The sequence below is a fragment of the Hydrogenophaga sp. Root209 genome (assembly GCF_001428625.1).
Taxonomy (GTDB): Bacteria; Pseudomonadota; Gammaproteobacteria; order Burkholderiales; family Burkholderiaceae_C; genus Hydrogenophaga.
The window spans coordinates 122,241-142,921 of the sequence record NZ_LMIE01000003.1; the positions used below are offsets into that span (position 1 = coordinate 122,241).

Below are 20,681 nucleotides of genomic sequence, written 5' to 3' on the forward strand. Positions count from 1 at the left end.
CCTTGTCGTGGCGGGGTTCAAATTGCTTCAATTGAGAACAGATGCCTGCTCAGCTGGGCAGGTCGAGCACGACCTTGGCCAAGATGTTTCGCTGAATCTCGTTGCTGCCTGCAAACAGCTTGGCGTTCATCGCGTTGAACAGCGGCGCCATCACATGCATGTCGATTTCGTCGGTCAATGCCCTGTCGCGCATGGACCCGTAGTCCTGCGCCGACTCGATCAACAACAGCGCCAGGCGTTCGTAGGTCTCGGTGGACCAGATCTTGAGCATGGAAATCGATGGCGGGATCGGCTCTCCGCGCTTGGCAATCTCTGCGAAGCCGGCGTAGGCAGCGCCCAGGTCGGCGGTGTCGAGTTGCAACTCGGCAAAACGGGCAACAAAGGCCGGGTCATCGAACAAGCCGCGCTGGCGGGCCAGCTTCTCGACCTGGTGCAAGGTGTGCTGCGAATGTTTGGGGCTGCCGGTGAACAGGCGCTCGAATCCCAGCAACGCCTTGGCCACGGTCCAGCCTTGGTTGAGTTCGCCCACCAGGTTGTCGCGCGGCACACGCACGTTGTCGAAAAACACCTCGCAGAACTCGTGTTCAGCCGCAATGTTGCGAATGGGCCTAACCGTGATGCCCGGCGTCTTCAGGTCCACCAGCAGAAAGCTGATGCCGGCTTGCTTCTTCACCGTTTTGTCGGTCCGCACCAGCATGAACATGTGGGTGCCATCAGAGCCCCAGGTGGTCCAGGTCTTCTGCCCGTTGACGACAAAATGGTCTCCCTCCGATACCGCCTCGGTGCGCACAGCGGCCAGATCGGATCCGGCATTGGGCTCCGAATAGCCCTGCGTCCAGACATGTTCGCCGGACAGCACCTTGGGCAGAAAGCGCTGCCGCTGTTCCTCTGTTCCAAACCGCATCAGGATGGGCCCAATCATCACCAACCCCTGGTCGGGCGGTCGCGCCACTCCCCATGCCTCGGTCTCCTCGATGTAGGCGATCAGTTTGTCGGCCGGCAAACCCATGCCGCCGTGCTCGCGTGGCCACGCGGGCGCCAGCCAGCCCAGCCGTGAGAGCGTCATGTACCACTCGCGCGACTCTGCCCAGGTCTGCCGGTACGGCAGGTGACGCCTGTGTTCGGGGTAGTGCTGCGCGAACAGCTCGCGCACCATGGCGCGAAACTCGGCCTCTGGCATGGTCTCCCAAACCAGATCGTTCGGAAACTCGCGGCGATGAAGGTGAGCAACATCGCTGAGAACAGGCTCGGACCGGTTGGCACTTGATGTAAGCGACATCCAGCGACGCCGGTGCGACGCGGCATTGCCCCAGCGGCTGGCCAGGGTCATCGCGCGCTTGAAGTACAGGCCGACGTCGTACTCGTTGGTGGTGCCAATGGCGCCGTGCAACTGGATGGCCATGCGGGTGGTCTCGGTCGCGGCCTGGGCACACCGGGCCTTCACGCGGCTGGCCACCGAGGCCAGGTTTCCATCGTTTACCGTGCCCAGTCCGTCACGCAGACAGGCTGCCGCCAGTTCGACCTGGATCAGCCCATCCACCAGTCGGTGTTGCAAAGCCTGAAAAGTCCCGATCGGTTTGCCAAACTGCACACGGGTGGTGAGGTAGTCGCGCGTCAGCTCCAGGGCGCGGCGGGCGATCCCCAGCAGCTCGGCCGCTTGCGCGATGCGCGCAAGGTCGTTGGCATGGTGCAGAGCAGCCAACGCGTCGTCGCCTTGTGCGAGCAACTGCGCCTCGGCATTGTCCAGGCCCAATGTGGCGATGGCGCTGCCATCAACACCAGCGTCGCACGCCAGTGAGAGGCCTGCCGCACCGGCCGCCACCCAGAACAGGCCCATGCCGTCTTCGACGACGGCACAAACGATCCAGCCATCGGCGCCCGGGCCGGGCCTCACAAAACGCTTCTGGCCGGTAAGAGCAACACACCCACCATCCATGCGAGCGCTGGTCATGCCCAGACCGGCCTCGACTTCACCGGCACTCTCCTGCCAGGCGAGTCCGGCCACCGTGGCGCCCGACTGAATGCTGTTCAGCAGCTCATCCCTCAAGTCTCCAGGTGGCAGCCGTGCCAACAAGGCCAGGGGCTGCACCCCGGCGTCCACCAGCGGCTCCGGCAACAAGTGGCGCCCGGCCTCTTCAGCAATGGCAGCCACCTCGGCAATGCCGAGACCGAGGCCACCATCTGCCTCCGGCACGAGCACAGACAGCCACCCGAGTTCGGCCAACTGCAGCCATACCGCGCGGTCAAAACCACCGCCAGCGTCTTCAAGCGCCCTCACCCGCTGGCGCTGGTCCTGGGCGCCCAAGTAGCCACTGGCGCTGTCCCGAAACATGGTGATCGACTCCATGTCGTTCATTTCAGATCACCCCTTTTTGTCGGAGCTCGGTCAAGCGCGCTTCGCTCAGAGACAACCGCTCGCGCAACACCTCTTCGGTGTGCTCCCCCAGCATCGGCGGTGCTCGGTGGTATTGCACGGGTGTGGCCGAGAACTTCACCGGGTTGGCCACCTGTGGCACCGTGCCGGTCGCCGCGTGGTTCATCTCCATCTGCATCCCCCGGTGAACGATCTGCGGGTCGGAGAACACGTCAGCAAAACCGTTGATGGGCCCACTCGGCACACCAGCAGCCTCGAAGGCTTCATGCCAATGGCGCACATCACGCCGTACCAATTGTTCGGCCAACATGGGCACCAGCACCAGACGGTGTTGAGCCCGCAGGGGGTTGGTTCTGAATCGTTCATCACTGGCCAGTTCAGGCACGCCCAGCACCCGACAGAAAGCGACAAACTGCGTGTCATTGCCAACCGCCACCACGATCTGGCCGTCAGCGCATTCAAAGGATTGCCAAGGGCAAGTGATGGGAGATGCATTGCCCAGGCGGGGTGGCTGCTGCCCCGACAACAAATACATCATGGCCACATGCGAAATGGAAGCCACCTGGGCATCGAGCAGCGCAAGGTCGATATGCTGCCCCTCACCTGAAACCATGTCCCGGTGGCGCAGGGCAGCCAGGATGGCGCTCACAGCGTAGAAACCCGCGGTGATGTCGCCCACCGAGTAGCCCACGCGCATGGGACCACCGCCTGGTTCACCGCCGGCGTGACCGGTGATGCTCATCAGTCCGCTCATCGACTGAAAAAGGGGGTCGTAGCCCGGCAGGTGGCTGTAGGGGCCGGACTGACCGAATCCGCTGATCGAGCAGTACACCAGCCGAGGATTCACCGCGTGCAAGGCAGAAAAATCCAGTCCGTATCTGGCGAGATCACCAGCCTTGAAGTTCTCGATCACGATATCGCTGCTGGTCGCCAGCTCGCGCACCAGCGCCTGGCCAGCGGGTTGGGCGATGTCGATCGTGATGGAACGTTTGCCGCGGTTCATTGCCAGAAAAGACGAGGTTTCAGAGGTCTCGTTGCCTCGCGCGTCGCGTGCCCTCAAGCCTTGATGTCTTACATCGTCGCCACGGCCGGGACGTTCAACCTTGACGACGTCTGCGCCAAAGTCGGCCAGCATCTGCGCGGCCCAAGGGCCGGAAAAAACGCGACTCAGATCCAGCACACGTACGCCATTCAAACTGCTCATCGCATCGATCCTCTTGTGTATTGCCATCGTCTGTGCATGGATCGGAATTTAGATGCGTGCGCACCATCGAGCCAGACACCCGACAGGCAAAGCAGCTATGCGCCGTCCGCATGCGGCGCCTGAGCGAAGCGCAGAATGTCCGCGCGGTGTTGGTCAAGCTGCGGCACAGCGGGCAACCGGGCCGGGTAGCCACATGTCGAGAGCAGAATGGGTGTCACGGGCGCACGTTGTCCGCCCGCTCCCTCGATCTCGGCCATGACGCCACGACTGACGACCTGCGAATCCGCCAACATGGCCGCCACATCGTTGAGCGGACCAGCGGGAACGCCAGCAGCATCGAGCAGGGCGAGCCAATGTGCCACTGGCGCAGTGACCAGCACGCGCTCGATCACCGCCTTGAGATCGGCCTGGTGGCGAACACGCTGCGCTCTTTCAGAGAACCGTGCGTCCTGCTGCAGCTCGGGCTGGCCCAGCACTCTGGCGAGGCTGGCGAACAGGTGGTCGGAGCCCGCCGCAATCACCAGGTGCCCATCGGCCGCATGAAACGAATCAAAGGGAGCGGTGCCCGGGTGGCGCGAGCCGAGCGGTCCAGGTGAAACGCCCGAACACCAGTACTCAGGAATGGCCCCTTCAAGCAGGGCAATCTGGGTCTCCAGCATCGACACATCGACATGGCAGCCTCGACCCGTTCGTTCGCGTTGCAACAATGCCGCCTGTATGCCGTTGCAGGCGAACAGCGCCGCAGAAAGATCACCGATGGACGAGCCCACCCGCACTGGCTCCGCGTCCGGGTGGCCCGTGATGCTCATCATGCCGCTCATGCCCTGCACCACCACGTCGTACGCTGCGCGGGTTCGGTAGGGGCCGGTCTGCCCGAAACCCGAAATGGACGCCAGCACCAGTGCCGGGTGCCGCGCTGACAACCACTCGTATCCGTAGCCCATCTTGTCCAGAACGCCCGGTCGGAAATTTTCCACCAGCACGTCGGAACGCGGCAGCAACTGCTCGAACACAGTCCGATCGGCGGGCTGCTTCAGGTCGAGCGCAATCGATTCTTTGCCCCGGTTGATGGCCGCAAAGTAGGCCGATCTGCCGTCAGCACCCATGGGCAGAAAATGCCGGGCCTCGTCACCGCCGTTGGGCAGCTCGACCTTGATCACGCGGGCGCCCAGGTCGCAAAGCATCATCGTGCAGTACGGCCCTGACAGCACCCGGCTCAGATCCAGCACCACCAGGCCGGCCAACGGTCCATCGCCTTCGCGATTCTTCAACATGCTGTGTCTCCAATATCTGGGGGCCATGCTCACCAGCTATCGGCTGTGCCACAACATCCATGAGCGCAAAGCTGTTATGTCGGCATCGCGAGGTCGTCCATTCACTCGACATGCGACATAGCAGGTTTGCCAAAGCGCCCAACACGGCCGCCATGGCGCTTCCTACACTGAGCACCATGCCGATATCCTCAGAGACCATCAAGACCGTCACCGCACAGCTGTACGACCGTGCGCTGCGCGGCATTCCCGAGGACGCCGAAGCTGCCCTGCGCTCAGCAAGCCTCAGCGAACGCAACGAAACCGCGCGGCACACGCTGAGGCTGATGCTGGAAAGCGCCGACGCAGCCCAGCGTCAGCAGCATTTCGTGTGCTCTGATGCAGGGATTCCGGTGTATTTCGTCAAGGTTGGCGCCCAGGCAAATTTCGCGGGCGAGGTGCGTCGCGCCATCACAGAAGGCTTCGCTGAACTCGTCGCCAGCATCCAGCCGCCACTGCTGCCCCACGTGACCCATCCGCTGACCCTGGAGCGTGGGTACCAGGGAAAGGGCATGCCCATCGTCACCTTCGATCTGGTCGACGACTGCGACTTTGTCGAGATCATCTGCTCGCCCAAGGCGCTGGGCTCGGGCCGTTGGGCAGCGCTGGAGATCTTCACCCTGCCAGACCTTCAGGTCATCGAAACCTTCGTCATCGATACCGTGATCAAGGCGGGCGCCCAGCCCTGCCCGCCGGTGGTGATCGGCGTGGGCGTGGGTGGCACCTTCGACTACGCCGCGAAGATGGCCAAGGAGGCCACCCTCCGTCCCATCGGCCAGCGCCACTCCGAACCCATGGTGGCCGCCATGGAACAGCGCTTGGCCGAGGCCGTGAACATGACGGGATTCGGTCCCATGGGTACCGGTGGCGACAGCACCGCCATGGCGGTCAACGTGGAGTACTGCGCTGGCCACGGTTTCACCCCGGTCGCTGTCGCCTTCAACTGCTGGATCAACCGCCGCACCCGTGCCCGCCTGTACAACGACGGTCGGGTCGAGGTGCTTGAGTGACGCCATGACGCTGCGGACCCATCAACTCAACTTTCCTTTGAGTCGCAGCGATGCACTCAGCCTGAGGGCGGGTGACCAGGTGGTGCTCGACGGCGAGATCGTTGTGACCGCGGGCTTGCCCACCCACCAGCGGCTGTTGCGTTGCCTGGACGGCGAGGAACTTTTGCCCATGGATCTTCGCGGCGCCTCGGTGTTCCACCTGGGCAGCTTCACCCGCGAGGTCGAGGGCCGGCTGGAACTGCTCTACCTGAATCCCACCACCAGCACGCGCTTCAATCCCTATATGCCACGTCTGGTGCGTGGATTCGACTGGCATGCCGTGGGCGGTAAAGGCGGACTGGACACCGCCTGTTCCCAGGCTCTGCAGGAAGTCGGCTGTGTCTACCTGTCGTTCCTGGGTGGCGGATGCACCCTGCTGTCACAGGCCGTCACCGAGATTCTGGAAGTGGGCTGGAGCGACATGCTGACGCACTACCGACTGGTGCGTCTGAGGGTGAAAGATCTGGGCCCGGCCACTGTCGCCATCGACGCCCACGGCCGCAGTCTCTACGACGAGGAGCATGCGGCTGCCCGGCAACAACGCGGCCAGATTCTGGACCATCTTGCCACCCAGCGGAACAAGGCACGCCAGAGCATCTCATGAGCCCCTGATTGCCTGCGCAGCGACAAGGCGGGGGACGACCCCCACGGGCTCATCACCCCGCGCCAGTGACCGAAATCAACGTGATCTTGCACCGTGTTGTGCCAACCCAGGAGTCGTGAAACCATGCCAACAGAAAATGGCTTTACCTGCATCGACGGCGACCGCCTCGACACCGAAACCGCCTACCGCCTGCTGGTCGGCTGCGTCGTGCCCCGGCCCGTGGCCTGGATCACCTCCGTCAACGGCGATGGCCTGGTGAATGCCGCGCCCTTCAGTTCCTACAACTACGTGGCCACCAGCCCTCCCATGCTGGCGGTGAACATCGCCACGCGACCTGGCAGCGGTCTGACCAAGGACACCGCCTTCAACATCGCCCTCACCCGCGAATTTGTCGTCAATGTCGCGACCGAGCACGACATGGAATTGATGCACCGCAGCGCGCAGGAGTTCGGGCCCGAGGTGAGCGAACCAGAAGCCCTGGGCATCGCACTTTTGCCCAGCCACCATGTGAGGGCACCTCGCATCGCCAGTGCACCGGTGCAGATGGAATGCCGACTCGACCAGATCATCACCCTGGGCAAGGGCATCAACACGCTGTACATCGGGGAGGTGGTGGCCTTTCACCTGTCTCATGCGGTCTACGACGGCAAGCGGGTCGACTCCGTCGCGATGCGTCCGGTGGCCCGTCTGGGCGGTCCGTTCTACGCGGGCCTGGGCGAGATCCATCACCGCCCCATGCTGCAGCGCCCCCCCGGTGGTGAAGGCTGGGCGGATACCGCAAGAGCGTCAAGAGACTGATTCCCCACAACCATACAAACTGGAGACACCCATGTACATCAAATCAAGCACCACCCGTCGCACCTTCGTCATCGTGGGCGCACTTTGTGCGTTGCCGATGGCCCACGCGCAGTCCGTGTTTCCCGCGCGGCCGATCACGCTGGTTCACCCCTACGCTGCCGGTGGCCCGGCCGACACCATGGCCCGCGCGCTGGCCAAGCAAATGGAATCCCGGCTGAAGCAGCCTGTCATCGTCGAGGCCAAGGCAGGCGGCGCAGCCACCATTGGCACTGGCCACGTCGCGAGGTCCAAGCCAGACGGCCACACCTTGCTCCTCGGCACCTCGGCAGGCCATGTGGTGACGCCGCTCATGCAGCGAATCCCCTACGACGGGATCGGCGACTTCTCATTCATCGCCGTGGTGGCCAACCAGCCCAACGTTCTGGTGGCCCACCCCTCGCTGGGCGTGGAGAAGCTGCAAGACTTGGTGGCCCTGGCACGAAAACAACCCGGCACCCTGAACTACGCATCCGCCGGCACGGGTGGCGCCACCCACCTGGGCGCCGAAGCTTTCGCTCAGGCGGCCCAGATCAAGATCACCCACGTTCCTTACGGCGGTGCTGCGCCGGCCCTGAAAGATCTGCTGGGTGGCCAAGTGCAGTTGGGCATGCTCAACCTGGCGGCCACCAAGGCCTTCATCGCTGATGGCCGACTCAAGGCCCTGGCCTACGGAGGAGCCATGCCCTCCCCTTTGATTCCCCATGTGCCAACCTTGTCGCAAGCCGGCTACGCTGCCACCGCAACCTCCACCTGGTACACGCTGGCGGCCCCCAAGGGCACACCCGCCGATGTGATCGAGACGCTGCACCGGGTCGTGGCAGACGCCAGACAGGACCCGGCCTACCTCGCGGTTCTGGATGGCATGGGCGCCGAGCAGATGGACCTTTCGCCGGCAGAAACCACCGCCTTCGTGAAGCGGGACCAAGCGGCCATGACGACCTTGCTGACCCACTTGAACCTGCTCGCCAAATGAGTGACCGGCTTGCATCGATCTGAGTGAATTGCGTGAGTCCGCATCTCAGGATTGCTTCGCAGCCTATAGCCCCACGGCGCGATGCGGCCTAGAGTCGAACCGAATCTCATCGACACATTCCCATGCACATGAACACCTCCACCGGCCCCTTGTCACACGTGAAGGTCCTGGACCTCAGCCGCATTCTGGCAGCGCCTTGGGCGGCCCAGGTTCTGGCGGACCTGGGCGCCGACGTCATCAAGGTTGAGCGCCCCGGTGCCGGCGATGACACCCGCTCCTGGGGCCCCCCTTTCCTCAAGAGCGCCGATGGGCAGAACACCAAGGAAGCGGGTTACTACCTCGCTGTCAACCGCGGCAAGCGCTCCATCACCTTGAGCCTGGACAAGCCCGAGGCCCAGCGCATCGTGCGCGAGCTTGCCCAGCAAGCCGACATCGTGCTTGAGAACTACAAGGCCGGCACGCTGGCGCGCTATGGGCTGGACGAAGCTTCGCTGCGCCAGCTCAATCCACGCTTGATCTATTGCTCGGTCACAGGCTTCGGGCAAACCGGCCCACGCCGTGACCAACCGGCTTACGACTTCCTGATCCAGGCCATGGGTGGCCTGATGAGCATCACCGGAGAAAAAGATGGCAAACCCGGTGGTGGCCCCCAGAAGGTGGGTATTCCCATCGTCGATCTGATGACCGGCATGTACACCGCCGTGGCGGTGCTGGCAGCAATGGCTCGGCGCAACGAAACCGGCGTCGGCGACTACATCGACATCGGCATGCTGGACGTGCAAGTGGCGACCCTGTCCAACCAGGCCATGAACTACCTGGTGTCGGGCAAGGTGCCGGCGCGCAACGGCAACGCGCACCCCAACATCCAGCCCCAGGACGTATACGGCTGCGCCGACGGGGACGTGATCCTGGTGGTCGGCAACGACGGTCAATTCGCGAAACTCTGCGAGGTGCTCGGGCACAACGAATGGCCCCTGGACGAACGGTTTTCCACCAACGCACAGCGGGTGCGCAACATCGCCGAGCTGTCGGCCATGTTGCGCGAAGCCTTCGGGCAGCGGCAGCGCGACGACATGATCGACGCGCTGGACAAGGCCGGCGTGCCCTGCGGCCCGATCAACAACGTGGGCGAGGTGTTCAAGGATCCCCAGGTGGTGGCGCGGGGCATGCTCAAACACGTGCCCCACCCCAGTGGAGTGGATGTTCCCCAGGTGGCCAGCCCGATGCGGTTTGGCAATACCCCGCTGCAGACACTGTCGCCGCCACCGCTGCTGGGCCAGCACACCGAGGCCATCCTGTCGGAGCTGGGCTATGGTCACACCGACATTGAGGCCTTGCAGGCCGCAGGGGTGGTTTGATGATGCAGCTTCACTGGTCCCCCAAGTCACCCTACGTGCGCAAGGTCATGGTGTGTGCCCACGAGCTCGACCTGCTGCCCCAACTGGAGCTGGTACGTTCCGTGGCCGCCATGCTCAAGCCCAACGAACGCCTGATGCGGGACAACCCCCTGTCCAAAATTCCCACGCTGGTGCTGGACAACGGTTTCACCCTGTTCGACTCGGGTGTGATCTGCGAGTACCTGGATGATCTGGCCAAAGGTTCGCTGTTCCCCAAGGACGGGACCTCCCGATGGCCGGCGCAGCGCTGGCAAGCCTTCGGCAACGGTCTGCTGGACGTGCTCATCCTCTGGCGCAACGAACGCGAACGCGAGACACCCCTGCAGCCGCTGCTGGATGCCTTCGCGCTCAAGACAGAGGCCTGTCTGCGCCAGCTGGATGCCGAAGCGGCGTCCCTGACCGATGCGCCCCTTACCATCGGGCACATTGCCATCGGCTGCGCCCTGGGCTACATCGACTACCGTTTCGACAGCCTGGGCTGGCGTGCCAAAGCCCCTCGGCTCGCCACCTGGCACCACACGCTGCGTCAGCGCCCATCCTTCGAGGCCACGGAGCCCATCGATGGCTGAACATGGTGATCCTCAGGAGACAACGGCATCGGCCGTCGTCTGCAGCCGACACGGTCCGGTGGGATTGCTCAGCATTTGTCGGCCTGAGCGCCGCAACGCCCTGAACCTGCGCGTCAAGCGCGCCATCGTCGAACATCTCCAGCGCCTTGGCGCAGACGCGGCTGTGCGCGCCGTCGTCATCACCGGCTCGGACGGCTACTTCGTGGCCGGCACCGACATTGCCGAGATGGAGCACATGTCACCCACCGACCACGTGCTGGGCGCCACGGATGAGGTGTTCCATGTCATCCGGCGCTCGTCCAAACCCGTCATCGCTGCGGTCGAAGGCTACGCACTGGGGGGAGGCTGTGAACTCGCGTTGGCCTGCGACATCGTCATCGCCGCCGAGGACGCCCGTTTCGGACAACCGGAGATTCGTGTGGGCATCATGCCCGGCGCAGGTGGCACTCAACACCTGCTGCGCGCGGCCGGCCGCTACAAGACGTTGCTGTGGTCCTTGACCGGCGACATGATCCCGGCGCGCGAGGCTTACCTGGCCAACCTGGTCAGCGAGTTGGTACCCAAGGGTGAAGCACTCACACGGGCCATGGCCATTGCCGAGCAGATCGCCGGCATGCCACCCTTGGCGGTGCAATCCATTCGCGACGCCGTTCGCTGGGGAGGTGACGCGCCGCTGGAGTCGGCCCTGGCCATCGAGCGTCGCTTGTTCGAGCGCCTGTTCGACAGCCGGGACCAGAAGGAAGGCATGCGCGCCTTTCTGGAGAAGCGGGCTCCCGCGTACCAGGGCCGCTGAACGGCGGCGCCGGTACGCCGTTCAGCCGTACAGCGCTGCCGGATTGGTCTGCAGGATCTGATGCACCATCGCGTCACTGCCGGTCCAGGCCTTGAAAGTGGTCAACAAGACGGCGGTGTCCGGCTCGGGATGGACACGCAGATGAGGCCAGTCGCTGCCCCAGACCAGCCGCTCCGGATGGGCCTGCTGCAGCGCGCTGTGGAACGGGCGCCCCAGTTCGAAGTCGGGCGCATTCAACAGGTTGCGATACGCGCACAGCTTGACCCATGCCCGACCACTTTCAACCAAGGACAACAGGACACGAAAGCCCGGTGCATCCGTGCCCGCATGCACGTCAAAGCCGCCCATGTGGTCGATGACCACCGGGACCGGCAAGGCACTCAAGGCATCGGCAATGTCGGGCAGCACCTGGCAATCGGTCCACAACTCGGCGTGCAACCCGGCATCTGCCAGTTTCGGAGCGAGCGCGAGCAGATCGTCCATGGCGGCGCTGCCAGCGAAGTTGGTACCGGCGCCACTGCGGTGGCTGAAGCGCGCAGCCCGCACGCCCTTGCCGCGCAACAACTTCAGATCAAGCGCCGTGTCTTTTCGCAGGACCACCACGCCGCGCAACTGGTCGTGGGAAGCCAGCACATCCAGCAACAGGCTGAAATCGTCCCCATAGGCGCTGGGATGCACCAGCACGCCATGGTGGAGCCCCAGCCGGTCCAGATGCGCCAGGTAGGTACCCACCGGCGCCTCGGGAGGTGTGTAACTGCGATCCGCCGCCAGCGGAAAGGCGGCGTACGGTCCGAACACATGCGTGTGGCAGTCCCAGCCGCCGATCACGACAGGCTCCTTTGCGGCAAAGGAAATGCGGGTGCCACACCTTCAGGCAGCGGTATTTCATGCGCGTTCAGCGTCATGGCCACCATGGTGTAGTAACCGACCAGTGCCGTGAGTTCAACCACCGTGCGTTCGCCGAAGCGCTCCAGTGCCTGCGCATAGGTGGCGTCGGAGACGGAACGAAAGCGGTTCAATTCGGTCGCGAACTGGATGATGGTGGACTCGTCGTCGGTGAGGCCCACCGGCATCGATTGCACCAACAACGCGTCAATGATCGGTGCTTCGATACCAAGCTTTTCGGCCTCGACGCGGTGGGCATACCACTCGAAGGGCGACTGACAGGCGCGGCCGGTCACGAGAATGGCCAGCTCGGAAAGGCGTGGTGTCAACGAGGTGTTGTATCGCAGGAACTCGCCAAGTGCCTGCCAGCGATCGGCCAGCTCAGGGCTGTGCAACGCGGCACGCAACGGGCCCACGATCTTGCCGCGCCGGCCGGAGACCACTTTGTCGTGGACGCGCCGCTGGTGCTCGTCCATAGTTTCTGATGTGGGAAATGAAATTCGTGACATGGTGGCTTGAATCCTTGTGGAGTGTTCAAGCTTAGACCGACCATGAGCGATCGGCCAGCGCACGACGCGCATCTCAGCTATGTGTCCCGGATCACGACGACGCCGACTCGGAGCGCCACATGCCCTTGCGCGCCATGTCGTCGACGATATCGACAATGCGCGATGCCACCGCTGAAACAGCACGAGGCGGTCCCTTGAACTTGGCCGTGGCCATCACCACCGTGCGTTGAAATGGTGGATTCACGATGTGCGCAGCCTGCACACGACCTTCGGCCACTTCGGTCCAGACCGCATGAAGTGGCAACACGGTGTACAGCCGCTCGCGCTCCACCAGCAATTTTTGCAACGGCAGCGAATCCGCCTCGATCACAGGTGCCAGGTTCAGGTGCTCCCGGCGCGCCACGGCGTCGAGTGCGGTGCGCAGTCCATTCGGTGCGCTGGGCAGGATGAAGGGCAATCGGTCGAGTGCCTTGAACGGCACCTCGGAAGCGGCCGTCAACGTGTCGCCGCGCGGGCCGATGAGATAGCTGTCAACCGTGGCCAGGACCTGCTCGTGTTCCGACACCGTGGCGCCGTAGCGGTAGAGGATGGCGATGTCGACACGTGCGTCGGACAACCACTCTTCCACCTGGCCGCTGGAGCCTTCCAGCACTTTGAGATTGACTTGCGGGTGGTGCTCCCTGATCTCGGTGAACAGGCGGCCAACCAAAGGGTTCGCTATCGATGGCAACGAACCCACGGTGACGCGACCGGTCGGTTCGCGAGCGCCCCCACGGATATCGGTTTCCAGTTGTTCGGCCGCCTCCAGCAACGCCTTGACCTGCGGAAACAACGTTTTCCCCGAGTCAGAGAACTCGACGCCACGACCGGTGCGGTTGAAAAGGCGCAAGCCACACTCGCGCTCCAGGGCATTGATCTGTCGGCTCAGCAAGGACTGGTTGCTGTCCAGGAAGATCGCGGCACGGGTCAGGCTGCCCAGTTCACCAATCGCCACGAAGGCGCGCCACTTGTGCAGGTCCGCGGCGATGTTCAGTTTGAATTCGGTGGCTTTGGGAGTCTGCATGGGTGAACGTGGACAAGGCGCAGGGTGCGGATTCGGACATTTTGCCCAGATTGAATCCGGGGTCAAAAATGCCGGGATGTGCCAGCGCCCATCAGCGGCTGACCGGTTCAAGCACACGCCGGATGGCGCCACGATGAACTTCCCGTTGAAGCCATGCCGAGGCGCGGTACCGGTCTTCGCCGCAGGTGGGTTGCAAGTTCGACAACACCTGAAGCACCAGCGGCAGCCCGACCTGCCGGCCCCATGCAAGCGGTCCAGCAGCGGTTCGGCCACACCAAGACGCCCTTCAATGCAGATGCGATGTGGCGCCGGACCGGCACCAAGTTCGCTGACATGAACCGACTCGGAACCTTCGCGATAGACCGCATCCAGCGTTGCAGGAGATCCAGCACCCTCCTGCAGCAACCTCAGGGCTTCACCGCAATAGGGTCGTGCGATGCGGTTGACGATGAACCCTGGGGTAATGCCCATCCCCATGGTGCCCGCGCCGATGACCCACACGCTTCGATCTTGAGCTACCGCGGGAATTGTCTGGCTGCTCTCCATCATTGCTCGGGTATCTCCTGTGTACCCGAGCATTCTGAGATTCCCGCTGTGGTCTGACTACGGGCTGCAGGGCAATCCTGTCATGCGTTCTTTCGCATATCGACGGCTGCGCGCTTGGCCAGTTCGAGCTTGGCAATGGCATTGCGGTGCACCTCGTCGGGACCATCGACCAGACGGACCGTGCGCTGGTGCGCATAGGCCTCCGCGAGCCAGAAGTCCTGGCTCACACCTGCGGCGCCGTGGGCCTGGATGGCCCAGTCCACCACCTTGCAGGACATGTTGGGCGCGACGACCTTGATCATCGAAATTTCCGCCCTGGCCTCCTTGTTCCCTACCGTATCCATCTTCCACGCGGCATTGAGCGTCAGCAGTCGCGCCTGGTCGATGAGACACCGGGACTCGGCAATGCGTTCATGCCAGACAGATTGCTCTGACAGAGGCCGACCGAAGGCGACGCGCGAACGCAAACGATCACACATCATCTCCAGCGCCCGCTCGGCCGCTCCGATGGACCTCATGCAGTGGTGAATGCGTCCGGGACCCAGTCGGCCTTGCGCAATCTCGAACCCCCGGCCTTCCCCCAGGAGCACATTGCTGACGGGCAAACGAACGTTCTCCAGCAGAACCTCCATGTGGCCGTGCGGTGCGTCGTCGTAGCCCAGTACCGACAAGTGGCGAACCACCGTCACGCCGGGGGTGTTGCGTGGAACCAGCACCATGGATTGCTGAGCATGCCTCGCTGCGTCCGGATCGGTTTTCCCCATCACGATGAATATCTGGCAAGCCGGATTGCCTGCGCCCGAGGAAAACCACTTGCGACCATTGATCACATACTCGTCGCCTTCGCGCTGAATGGAACACTGTATGTTGGTTGCATCCGAAGAGGCCACCGCGGGTTCGGTCATCAGGAAAGCCGATCTGATCTGCCCGGCCAGCAGCGGCACCAACCAGGCCTCTTTCTGTTCTACGGTCCCGTACCGCTCCAGCGTCTCCATGTTGCCCGTATCCGGCGCGGAGCAATTGAAGACTTCACCGGACCAGGTCACACGCCCCATGATCTCGCAAAGGGGCGCGTAGTCCAGATTGGAAATGCCTCCCTGCCCTTTGTACGGGTGCGGCAGGAAGAGGTTCCAGAGGCCAGCAGCCTGAGCAAGCGGCTTGAGCTCCTCGACCAATGGGACCGCCTGCCAGGGGTTGCCGGTACGACGCAAGGTCTCCATCTCGTGGTGGTGGCGAGCCTCATTGGGGTAGATGTGCTGGTCAAAAAAAGATCGAAGGCGATCGATCAAATCCTGTGACTTCGGTGATGGTTCGGCAAACATTGTTGACTCCTGGGAGGGCTGTGAGACGCGACTGCGTGTGCTCGATTACACCCAGTGCGCGCTCGGCCGACGATCACCCGTGAGACATCTCGGAATATTTCTCAGCGACCGACAAACACCGGTGGACGCTTCTCCGCAAAGGCGCGTTGTGCTTCCTTGGCGTCTTCGGTTTTGCCGATCTGAGCGGTCATGTCCTGCTCGTAGCGATAACCATCTCGCAGGCTCATGCCTTCGATGACGTTCATGGTGTGTTTGCCCATGCGCGTGGAGACAGGACTCTTGGATGCGACCACCCTTGCGATCTCCAAAGCCGTTGGCATCAGCTCTTCGGGAGCAACACACGCCTCGACAATACCCAGCCGGTAAAGCTCCGCACCATCCACGCGCATACCGGTCAAGGCCATGCGCCGAAGTCTGGAATGGCTGAACAATCGCATGGCGTGGCTGCACCCACCCAGAAGCCCGACATCGACCTCGGGAAGACCCAGACTCGATTTTTCAGAGGCCACCAGGATGTCGCTGGATGCGGCCATGGCCAGCCCGGAACCCAGGGCTGCGCCATTGATGGCGCAAATGACAGGCTTTGCACACTCGCGAATGGCGTGAAAACACTCACGGGTTCGACGCGAGTGCGCCGGCAGATCACCGGGCCCCTTGATGACCGAAGCACGCCCCTTGAGATCGGCGCCCGCGCAGAAAACCTTGCCGGCACCCGTCAAGACCACTGCACGAACCTCATCCATCTCCGAGATGCGATCGAGTGCCAGCATGAGTTCGTCATTGAGCGTCCGCGTCAGTGCGTTCACGGGAGGCGCATCCATGGTCAATGTGGCGACGTAGTTGTCGAGGTGGAAGTGAAGCTGGGTCAAGTCGTTCATGGGCACTCCTTAGGTCGAATAGATGGCAAAAAGTCAGACACGTTCCAGGACAACCGCGATGCCTTGGCCAACACCAATACACATGGTGCAAAGTGCATATTGGCCACCGCTGCGGTGCAACTGGTTGATGGCGGTTGTGACAAGGCGGGCGCCTGAAGCGCCCAGCGGATGCCCCAACGCGATGGCGCCTCCGTTGGGGTTGACTCTCGGGTCGGTGTCGGAGAGCCCAAGCAAACGCAATACCGCAAGGCCCTGAGCAGCAAAAGCTTCGTTCAGCTCGATGACATCCATCTGGGCCAGCGATAGTCCCGCCAGCGCGAGCACCTTGGTCGTCGCAGGCGCGGGACCGATGCCCATGACCCTCGGCGGCACACCGGCTGTTGCCATGGCGACAACCCGGGCGCGGGGGGTCAGCCCATGACGGCCCGCTGCGCGCTCGTCGGACATGAGCAGCGCGCACGCACCATCGTTCACCCCGCTGGCGTTGCCCGCAGTCACCGACCCGTCAGGTCGTACCACGCCTTTGAGTTTGGCGAGCGCCTCCATCGTGGTGTGACGGGGGTGCTCATCCTTCTCGACAACAATTGGCCCCCCCTTTTTCTGTGGCACGAAAACCGGCGTGATCTCAGAAGCGAAGTAGCCGCCTTCCTGTGCGGCGAGGGCTTTCAGCTGAGACGACAAGGCCATCAAATCTTGGTCCTCACGCGAAATGCCGTGCTCCTGCGCAACGTTTTCAGCAGTCTCCGGCATGGTGTGAACACCGTGCGCTGCCTTCATCGCGGGGTTGATGAAGCGCCATCCGATCGTGGTGTCTTCAACACGGTTGGAACGCGAAAACGCACTCTCTGCTTTGGGCATGACGAACGGTGCACGGCTCATGCTCTCCACCCCGCCGGCAACCATCAATCCGGCCTCGCCCGATTTGATGGCGCGTGCCGCTGTGCCAATGGCGTCCATGCCCGAACCACAGAGTCGATTGACCGTGCTCCCCGGGACCGATACCGGCAAGCCGGCGAGCAAACTCGACATTCGAGCGACGTTCCGGTTGTCCTCCCCTGCCTGATTGGCACAGCCGAAGATGACGTCGGTCACGGCTTCCCAGTCCAAAGCAGGATGCCGCTCAAGCAAAGCCCTCAGGGGAACTGCTCCCAGATCGTCCGCCCGGATCGACGAAAGAGCTCCCCCGTGTCGTCCAAAAGGTGTGCGCACCGCGTCGCAGATGAATGCATGGCTTGCCATGGGTTGCTCAATCGATTTTCGCGCCCGAATACCGGATCACAGCCTGCCACTTCCTTGACTCGCTCGCGATCAGGGCGGTCATTTGTGCAGGCGTGTTGCCTTGAGGAATCACGCCCACCTTCGCCAGTTGCTCAGTCACTTCTGGCGACCGGAGAACCGCGTTGATCTCCCGATTCAAGCGTTCGATCACAGACGCCGGTGTCTTGGCGGGGACCGAGATGTAGTTGATCGGCGCAGCGTCAAAGCCCGGCAGGGTTTCGGAAATGGTGGGTGTGCCGGGCAGTCGATCCGAGCGCTGGGTCGTGGCAACGCCCAGCGCCTTCAATGCGCCCGAATCGATGTGGGGCTTGAACACCGCGATGCTGTCTATCGCCATCTGCACATGTCCAGCAAGCAGATCCGAAACAGCTTGCCCTGTTCCACGGTAGGGAATGTGGACGACATAGACACCCGCAGATTGCTTGAAAAGCTCACCGGCGAGATGACTGCTCGCACCCGTCCCGGCGCTGGCGTAGTTGACCTTTCCGGGCCGGGATTTCGCATACTGGATCAGATCCTTGACTGAGGCGACGGGAACATCTTTGTGCACAACCAACACGTTGGGCACCACTGCCACCGACGACACAGGGAGCAGATCGGTTTTGGGGTCGTACGGAAGTTTGGCCATGAGATAGGGATTGCTCATCTGCGGACCAGGCGTGGTGTACAGCAACGTGTGGCCATCTGCCGGCGCCTTGGCGACAAGATCAGCACCCAGCGTTGCACCACCACCAGGCTTGTTTTCAACCACGACCGGTTGCCCCAGGCGCGTTGAAAGTGGACCTGCCAACGCACGGGCAACAATGTCTGACCCCCCACCCGCGGCAAAGGGAACGATCAACCGAATCGGACGCGAAGGAAAGTCCTGTGCCGATGTGGCAGCTGTCCCTGTCACGAAAATGATCGCAAGTAACTGTTTGATCATGGCGGGGCTCCTATTGAAGTTGAAAAGTGACGCCACAGCCTGGACCGTCGGGCAGCGTGAGGGCGCCGTCCTGAACCGGCAGCGGCGCAAAGGGATCGTTCTGGAGGTGCAAGTGTTCGTCCAACTCGCACGCATGCGGCAAGCGCCATATCACCGTCGCGGCCTGCAGACTCATAGCCTGCAACAACGAAGGGCTGGCGCTCCAGCACCGTGGGTAGAGATCGCCGGAATGGCGTGGCAGTATCCCAACCCCTGCACACCCGATTCATCTTGAAGCCGGACAACCCGGCCTTCAAGCTCCGGTACCTGGGCTCGCGCAAACTTCCATGTCGGATCGTTCAGCGCTTGCCTGCAACTGTCAAATGTGGCGGCGGCAATGATCACGTCAGCGTCAGTTCAACTGCCGTCGACAAAAGTCCGCAGGCAACAGCGATCGCAAAGCCCGTAGAGAAGAAGCGTCGACCACAGGTCATCATTCATGTCTCCCATTTGTCTTGTATGCAGCAGAGGGCGAAGCCACGCTGCTGAAAGTCTAGGGTGACCATGAAAATGGAGCTATGCACGATTCCGACAAGGCTGCTATGCGGGCAGTCGCCCGCATTGAACATGATCCTGTCCGCAAGACAAGCCACATTGAATGTCCCACGGCGAACGCGGGTCGAGAGCAGCAATTCATCCCTGACGTGAGCCGTCGTTTCTGGGACCTGGTCTGGCTGGCCTTGATTGAGCGACAGGCCTGGATGGTCGAGCGGTCGCTTGAGGCATTGCTCGCCGAATAACCGGTTGGGACGCTCGCAAGCCTTCAAGCGTCAGTGTCGAAAGTCCGGGCCCAGTCTTGAGCTGCGCTCAGGATCGCAGTGGCGGCTCGGAAGCAATTGCCACCCGTGATCGCGAACGCGCGTACGCGCGCTGTTTGGGGTTGAATCCGGTGACTGGCTTTGGCTCACACGCCCGCCTTCTGAGTTGCTGCGGTCATGCTGGGGCGCACGCAGCGCCCAGCAACGCTCTCAGAAGCCCACGTCCACGCTGGACGCCAGCATCACGGCTTCGACCAGCGCGGAAAGCTGGGCCGAATGCTGTGCCGCCAGCCGCGCCATCTTGCGCCGGGCGGCGGGCAAGAGATGCACCTCGACCTGGCGACGATCGTGTTCGCTGGGCTTTCGCCGCACCAGGCCGGCCTCCTCGCAACGTGTGACCAGCGCCACCGCGCCATGCACCTGCATCTGCAGGCGCTCTGCAATCTCGGAGATGCTGGCCCAGTTGCGGCCCTCAAAACCCTGCGTGTGCAGCATGAGCTGGTACTGCAGCGCTGTAACGCCTTCCTCGCGTGCCGCGTCCTCGCTGAAGCGCAGAAAGCAGCGCAGCATGTAACGGAAGTTGGACAGCGCTTCGTAGCGGCGCTTCTCGTCCGACTCTGTTGTCTTGGTCATGTCGCATTTCCCCCTCATGACGCCATGAGGCAGAGGGACTATATCAGCGCGCCCGGTTCTCCTTGATGATTCTTGTCATCAGGGAAATTACTCATGTCATGATCTAATTTACTTCATAACATGATGCATCTGATCGGCAACCGATCCCTCTCGGACCTTCTCCCTGTGCCGGTCATGTCCCGTGAATTTCTTGCCCGTTGATGGGTGAGAGGTTTTGTCATTTCCGCTTCACCACCACCTTCACGATGCAGATCAAGAGTCGCACGGATTTCGTTTCCGGATTGATGTTCATGGCGATCGGCACGGCCTTCGCCGTGGGCGCAACCAACTACACGGTGGGCTCTGCAGCCCGAATGGGGCCCGCCTACTTTCCGCTGATGCTTGGCATCCTGCTGGCCTTGATGGGGACGGGTGTCGTCGCCTCTTCCATGGCCAGCGGCCGGCCCGACGGCGGACCCATCGGGCGCATCGCCTGGAAGCCGCTTCTGTTCATCGTCGGCGCGAACCTCCTCTTCGGCATCTTGCTGGGCGGTGTGCAGACACTGGGCGTGCCGGCCATGGGGCTGATCGCGGCCATCCTCGCGGTGGTGGTCATTTCAAGCATGGCCGGCACCCAGTTCAGATTGCGCAGCGCGCTGATCCTCGCGCTGATCCTCGCGGTGAGTAGCTACCTCGTTTTCGTCCTTGGCCTGAGCTTGCAGTTCCAGGTCTGGCCCACCTTCATCGGCAACTGAA

21 protein-coding genes and 1 pseudogene are annotated in these 20,681 nt (G+C 62.7%); 9 read left to right on the forward strand and 13 right to left on the reverse strand.

Annotated elements, in window-relative coordinates:
* Positions 1–49: 49 nt before the first annotated feature.
* The 3 genes from ASE11_RS04100 to ASE11_RS04110 all read right to left on the reverse strand — a co-directional run bounded on the left by ASE11_RS04100 (position 50) and on the right by ASE11_RS04110 (position 4,852).
* Positions 50–2,356, reverse strand: a complete 2,307-nt coding sequence (locus tag ASE11_RS04100) for an acyl-CoA dehydrogenase (protein ID WP_056266572.1) — start codon at positions 2,354–2,356, stop codon at positions 50–52.
* Position 2,357: 1 nt separating this feature from the next.
* Entirely contained in the window at positions 2,358–3,578 is a 1,221-nt protein-coding gene (locus ASE11_RS04105) for a CaiB/BaiF CoA transferase family protein (RefSeq protein WP_056266576.1), read from the reverse strand.
* Between the two features lie 95 nt (positions 3,579–3,673).
* Positions 3,674–4,852, reverse strand: a complete 1,179-nt coding sequence (locus ASE11_RS04110; RefSeq protein WP_056266579.1) for a CaiB/BaiF CoA transferase family protein — start codon at positions 4,850–4,852, stop codon at positions 3,674–3,676.
* 176 nt (positions 4,853–5,028) lie between these two features.
* Here ASE11_RS04110 and ASE11_RS04115 point away from each other — a divergent pair, with 176 nt between their 5' ends.
* From ASE11_RS04115 to ASE11_RS04145, 7 genes are all read left to right on the forward strand, one after another.
* Positions 5,029–5,898 carry a fumarate hydratase gene (locus ASE11_RS04115; protein ID WP_156406229.1) on the forward strand — a complete coding sequence of 290 codons (870 nt, stop codon included), beginning with the start codon at positions 5,029–5,031 and terminating at the stop codon, positions 5,896–5,898.
* Between the two features lie 4 nt (positions 5,899–5,902).
* Entirely contained in the window at positions 5,903–6,541 is a 639-nt protein-coding gene (locus ASE11_RS04120) for a fumarate hydratase C-terminal domain-containing protein (protein ID WP_056266582.1), read from the forward strand.
* Between the two features lie 123 nt (positions 6,542–6,664).
* Positions 6,665–7,339: a flavin reductase family protein gene (locus ASE11_RS04125; RefSeq protein ID WP_056266587.1), complete on the forward strand. Its 675-nt coding sequence runs from the start codon at positions 6,665–6,667 to the stop codon at positions 7,337–7,339.
* A gap of 31 nt (positions 7,340–7,370) precedes the next feature.
* Complete coding sequence (locus ASE11_RS04130; protein WP_056266591.1) at positions 7,371–8,351, forward strand: Bug family tripartite tricarboxylate transporter substrate binding protein; 981 nt, start codon at positions 7,371–7,373, stop codon at positions 8,349–8,351.
* Positions 8,352–8,479: 128 nt separating this feature from the next.
* On the forward strand, positions 8,480–9,709 hold the full coding sequence (locus tag ASE11_RS04135) for a CaiB/BaiF CoA transferase family protein (RefSeq protein ID WP_056266849.1): 1,230 nt from the start codon (positions 8,480–8,482) through the stop codon (positions 9,707–9,709).
* Positions 9,709–10,317 carry a glutathione S-transferase gene (locus tag ASE11_RS04140; protein WP_321166258.1) on the forward strand — a complete coding sequence of 203 codons (609 nt, stop codon included), beginning with the start codon at positions 9,709–9,711 and terminating at the stop codon, positions 10,315–10,317. The genes ASE11_RS04135 and ASE11_RS04140 overlap by 1 nt, the downstream gene beginning before the upstream one ends.
* On the forward strand, positions 10,310–11,110 hold the full coding sequence (locus ASE11_RS04145) for an enoyl-CoA hydratase-related protein (RefSeq protein WP_082585510.1): 801 nt from the start codon (positions 10,310–10,312) through the stop codon (positions 11,108–11,110). The genes ASE11_RS04140 and ASE11_RS04145 overlap by 8 nt, the downstream gene beginning before the upstream one ends.
* A gap of 21 nt (positions 11,111–11,131) precedes the next feature.
* On the opposite strand, the gene ASE11_RS04150 is transcribed toward ASE11_RS04145, so the two are convergent.
* From ASE11_RS04150 to ASE11_RS27060, 9 genes and pseudogenes are all read right to left on the reverse strand, one after another.
* Positions 11,132–11,938 (reverse strand): amidohydrolase family protein, encoded by an 807-nt coding sequence (locus ASE11_RS04150; RefSeq protein ID WP_056266599.1) that lies wholly within the window; start codon positions 11,936–11,938, stop codon positions 11,132–11,134.
* Complete coding sequence (locus ASE11_RS04155; protein ID WP_235501188.1) at positions 11,935–12,576, reverse strand: carboxymuconolactone decarboxylase family protein; 642 nt, start codon at positions 12,574–12,576, stop codon at positions 11,935–11,937. The genes ASE11_RS04150 and ASE11_RS04155 overlap by 4 nt, the downstream gene beginning before the upstream one ends.
* A gap of 19 nt (positions 12,577–12,595) precedes the next feature.
* Entirely contained in the window at positions 12,596–13,567 is a 972-nt protein-coding gene (locus tag ASE11_RS04160) for a LysR substrate-binding domain-containing protein (RefSeq protein WP_056266606.1), read from the reverse strand.
* A gap of 360 nt (positions 13,568–13,927) precedes the next feature.
* Positions 13,928–14,146: pseudogene (locus tag ASE11_RS26960) on the reverse strand (3-hydroxyacyl-CoA dehydrogenase family protein); the annotation flags it as partial.
* Between the two features lie 47 nt (positions 14,147–14,193).
* Complete coding sequence (locus tag ASE11_RS04165; protein ID WP_056266608.1) at positions 14,194–15,435, reverse strand: acyl-CoA dehydrogenase family protein; 1,242 nt, start codon at positions 15,433–15,435, stop codon at positions 14,194–14,196.
* A gap of 101 nt (positions 15,436–15,536) precedes the next feature.
* Positions 15,537–16,313: an enoyl-CoA hydratase/isomerase family protein gene (locus ASE11_RS04170; protein WP_056266612.1), complete on the reverse strand. Its 777-nt coding sequence runs from the start codon at positions 16,311–16,313 to the stop codon at positions 15,537–15,539.
* A 33-nt stretch (positions 16,314–16,346) separates the two neighbouring features.
* Positions 16,347–17,552: a 3-oxoadipyl-CoA thiolase gene (pcaF, locus tag ASE11_RS04175; protein ID WP_056266617.1), complete on the reverse strand. Its 1,206-nt coding sequence runs from the start codon at positions 17,550–17,552 to the stop codon at positions 16,347–16,349.
* A 7-nt stretch (positions 17,553–17,559) separates the two neighbouring features.
* Positions 17,560–18,516: a Bug family tripartite tricarboxylate transporter substrate binding protein gene (locus ASE11_RS04180; protein WP_056266622.1), complete on the reverse strand. Its 957-nt coding sequence runs from the start codon at positions 18,514–18,516 to the stop codon at positions 17,560–17,562.
* Between the two features lie 10 nt (positions 18,517–18,526).
* Positions 18,527–18,781 carry an enolase C-terminal domain-like protein gene (locus ASE11_RS27060; RefSeq protein ID WP_414842427.1) on the reverse strand — a complete coding sequence of 85 codons (255 nt, stop codon included), beginning with the start codon at positions 18,779–18,781 and terminating at the stop codon, positions 18,527–18,529.
* Positions 18,782–19,073: 292 nt separating this feature from the next.
* Here ASE11_RS27060 and ASE11_RS04185 point away from each other — a divergent pair, with 292 nt between their 5' ends.
* Positions 19,074–19,295: a hypothetical protein gene (locus ASE11_RS04185; RefSeq protein WP_056266626.1), complete on the forward strand. Its 222-nt coding sequence runs from the start codon at positions 19,074–19,076 to the stop codon at positions 19,293–19,295.
* A gap of 228 nt (positions 19,296–19,523) precedes the next feature.
* On the opposite strand, the gene ASE11_RS04190 is transcribed toward ASE11_RS04185, so the two are convergent.
* Positions 19,524–19,946, reverse strand: coding sequence for a MarR family winged helix-turn-helix transcriptional regulator (locus ASE11_RS04190; RefSeq protein ID WP_056266629.1), 423 nt, complete (start codon positions 19,944–19,946; stop codon positions 19,524–19,526).
* Positions 19,947–20,191: 245 nt separating this feature from the next.
* On the opposite strand from ASE11_RS04190, the gene ASE11_RS04195 reads away from it, so the two are divergent.
* The gene (locus ASE11_RS04195; protein WP_056266859.1) at positions 20,192–20,680 is read left to right on the forward strand and encodes a tripartite tricarboxylate transporter TctB family protein; all 489 of its coding nucleotides are present in this window, start codon (positions 20,192–20,194) and stop codon (positions 20,678–20,680) included.
* Position 20,681: the final 1 nt, after the last annotated feature.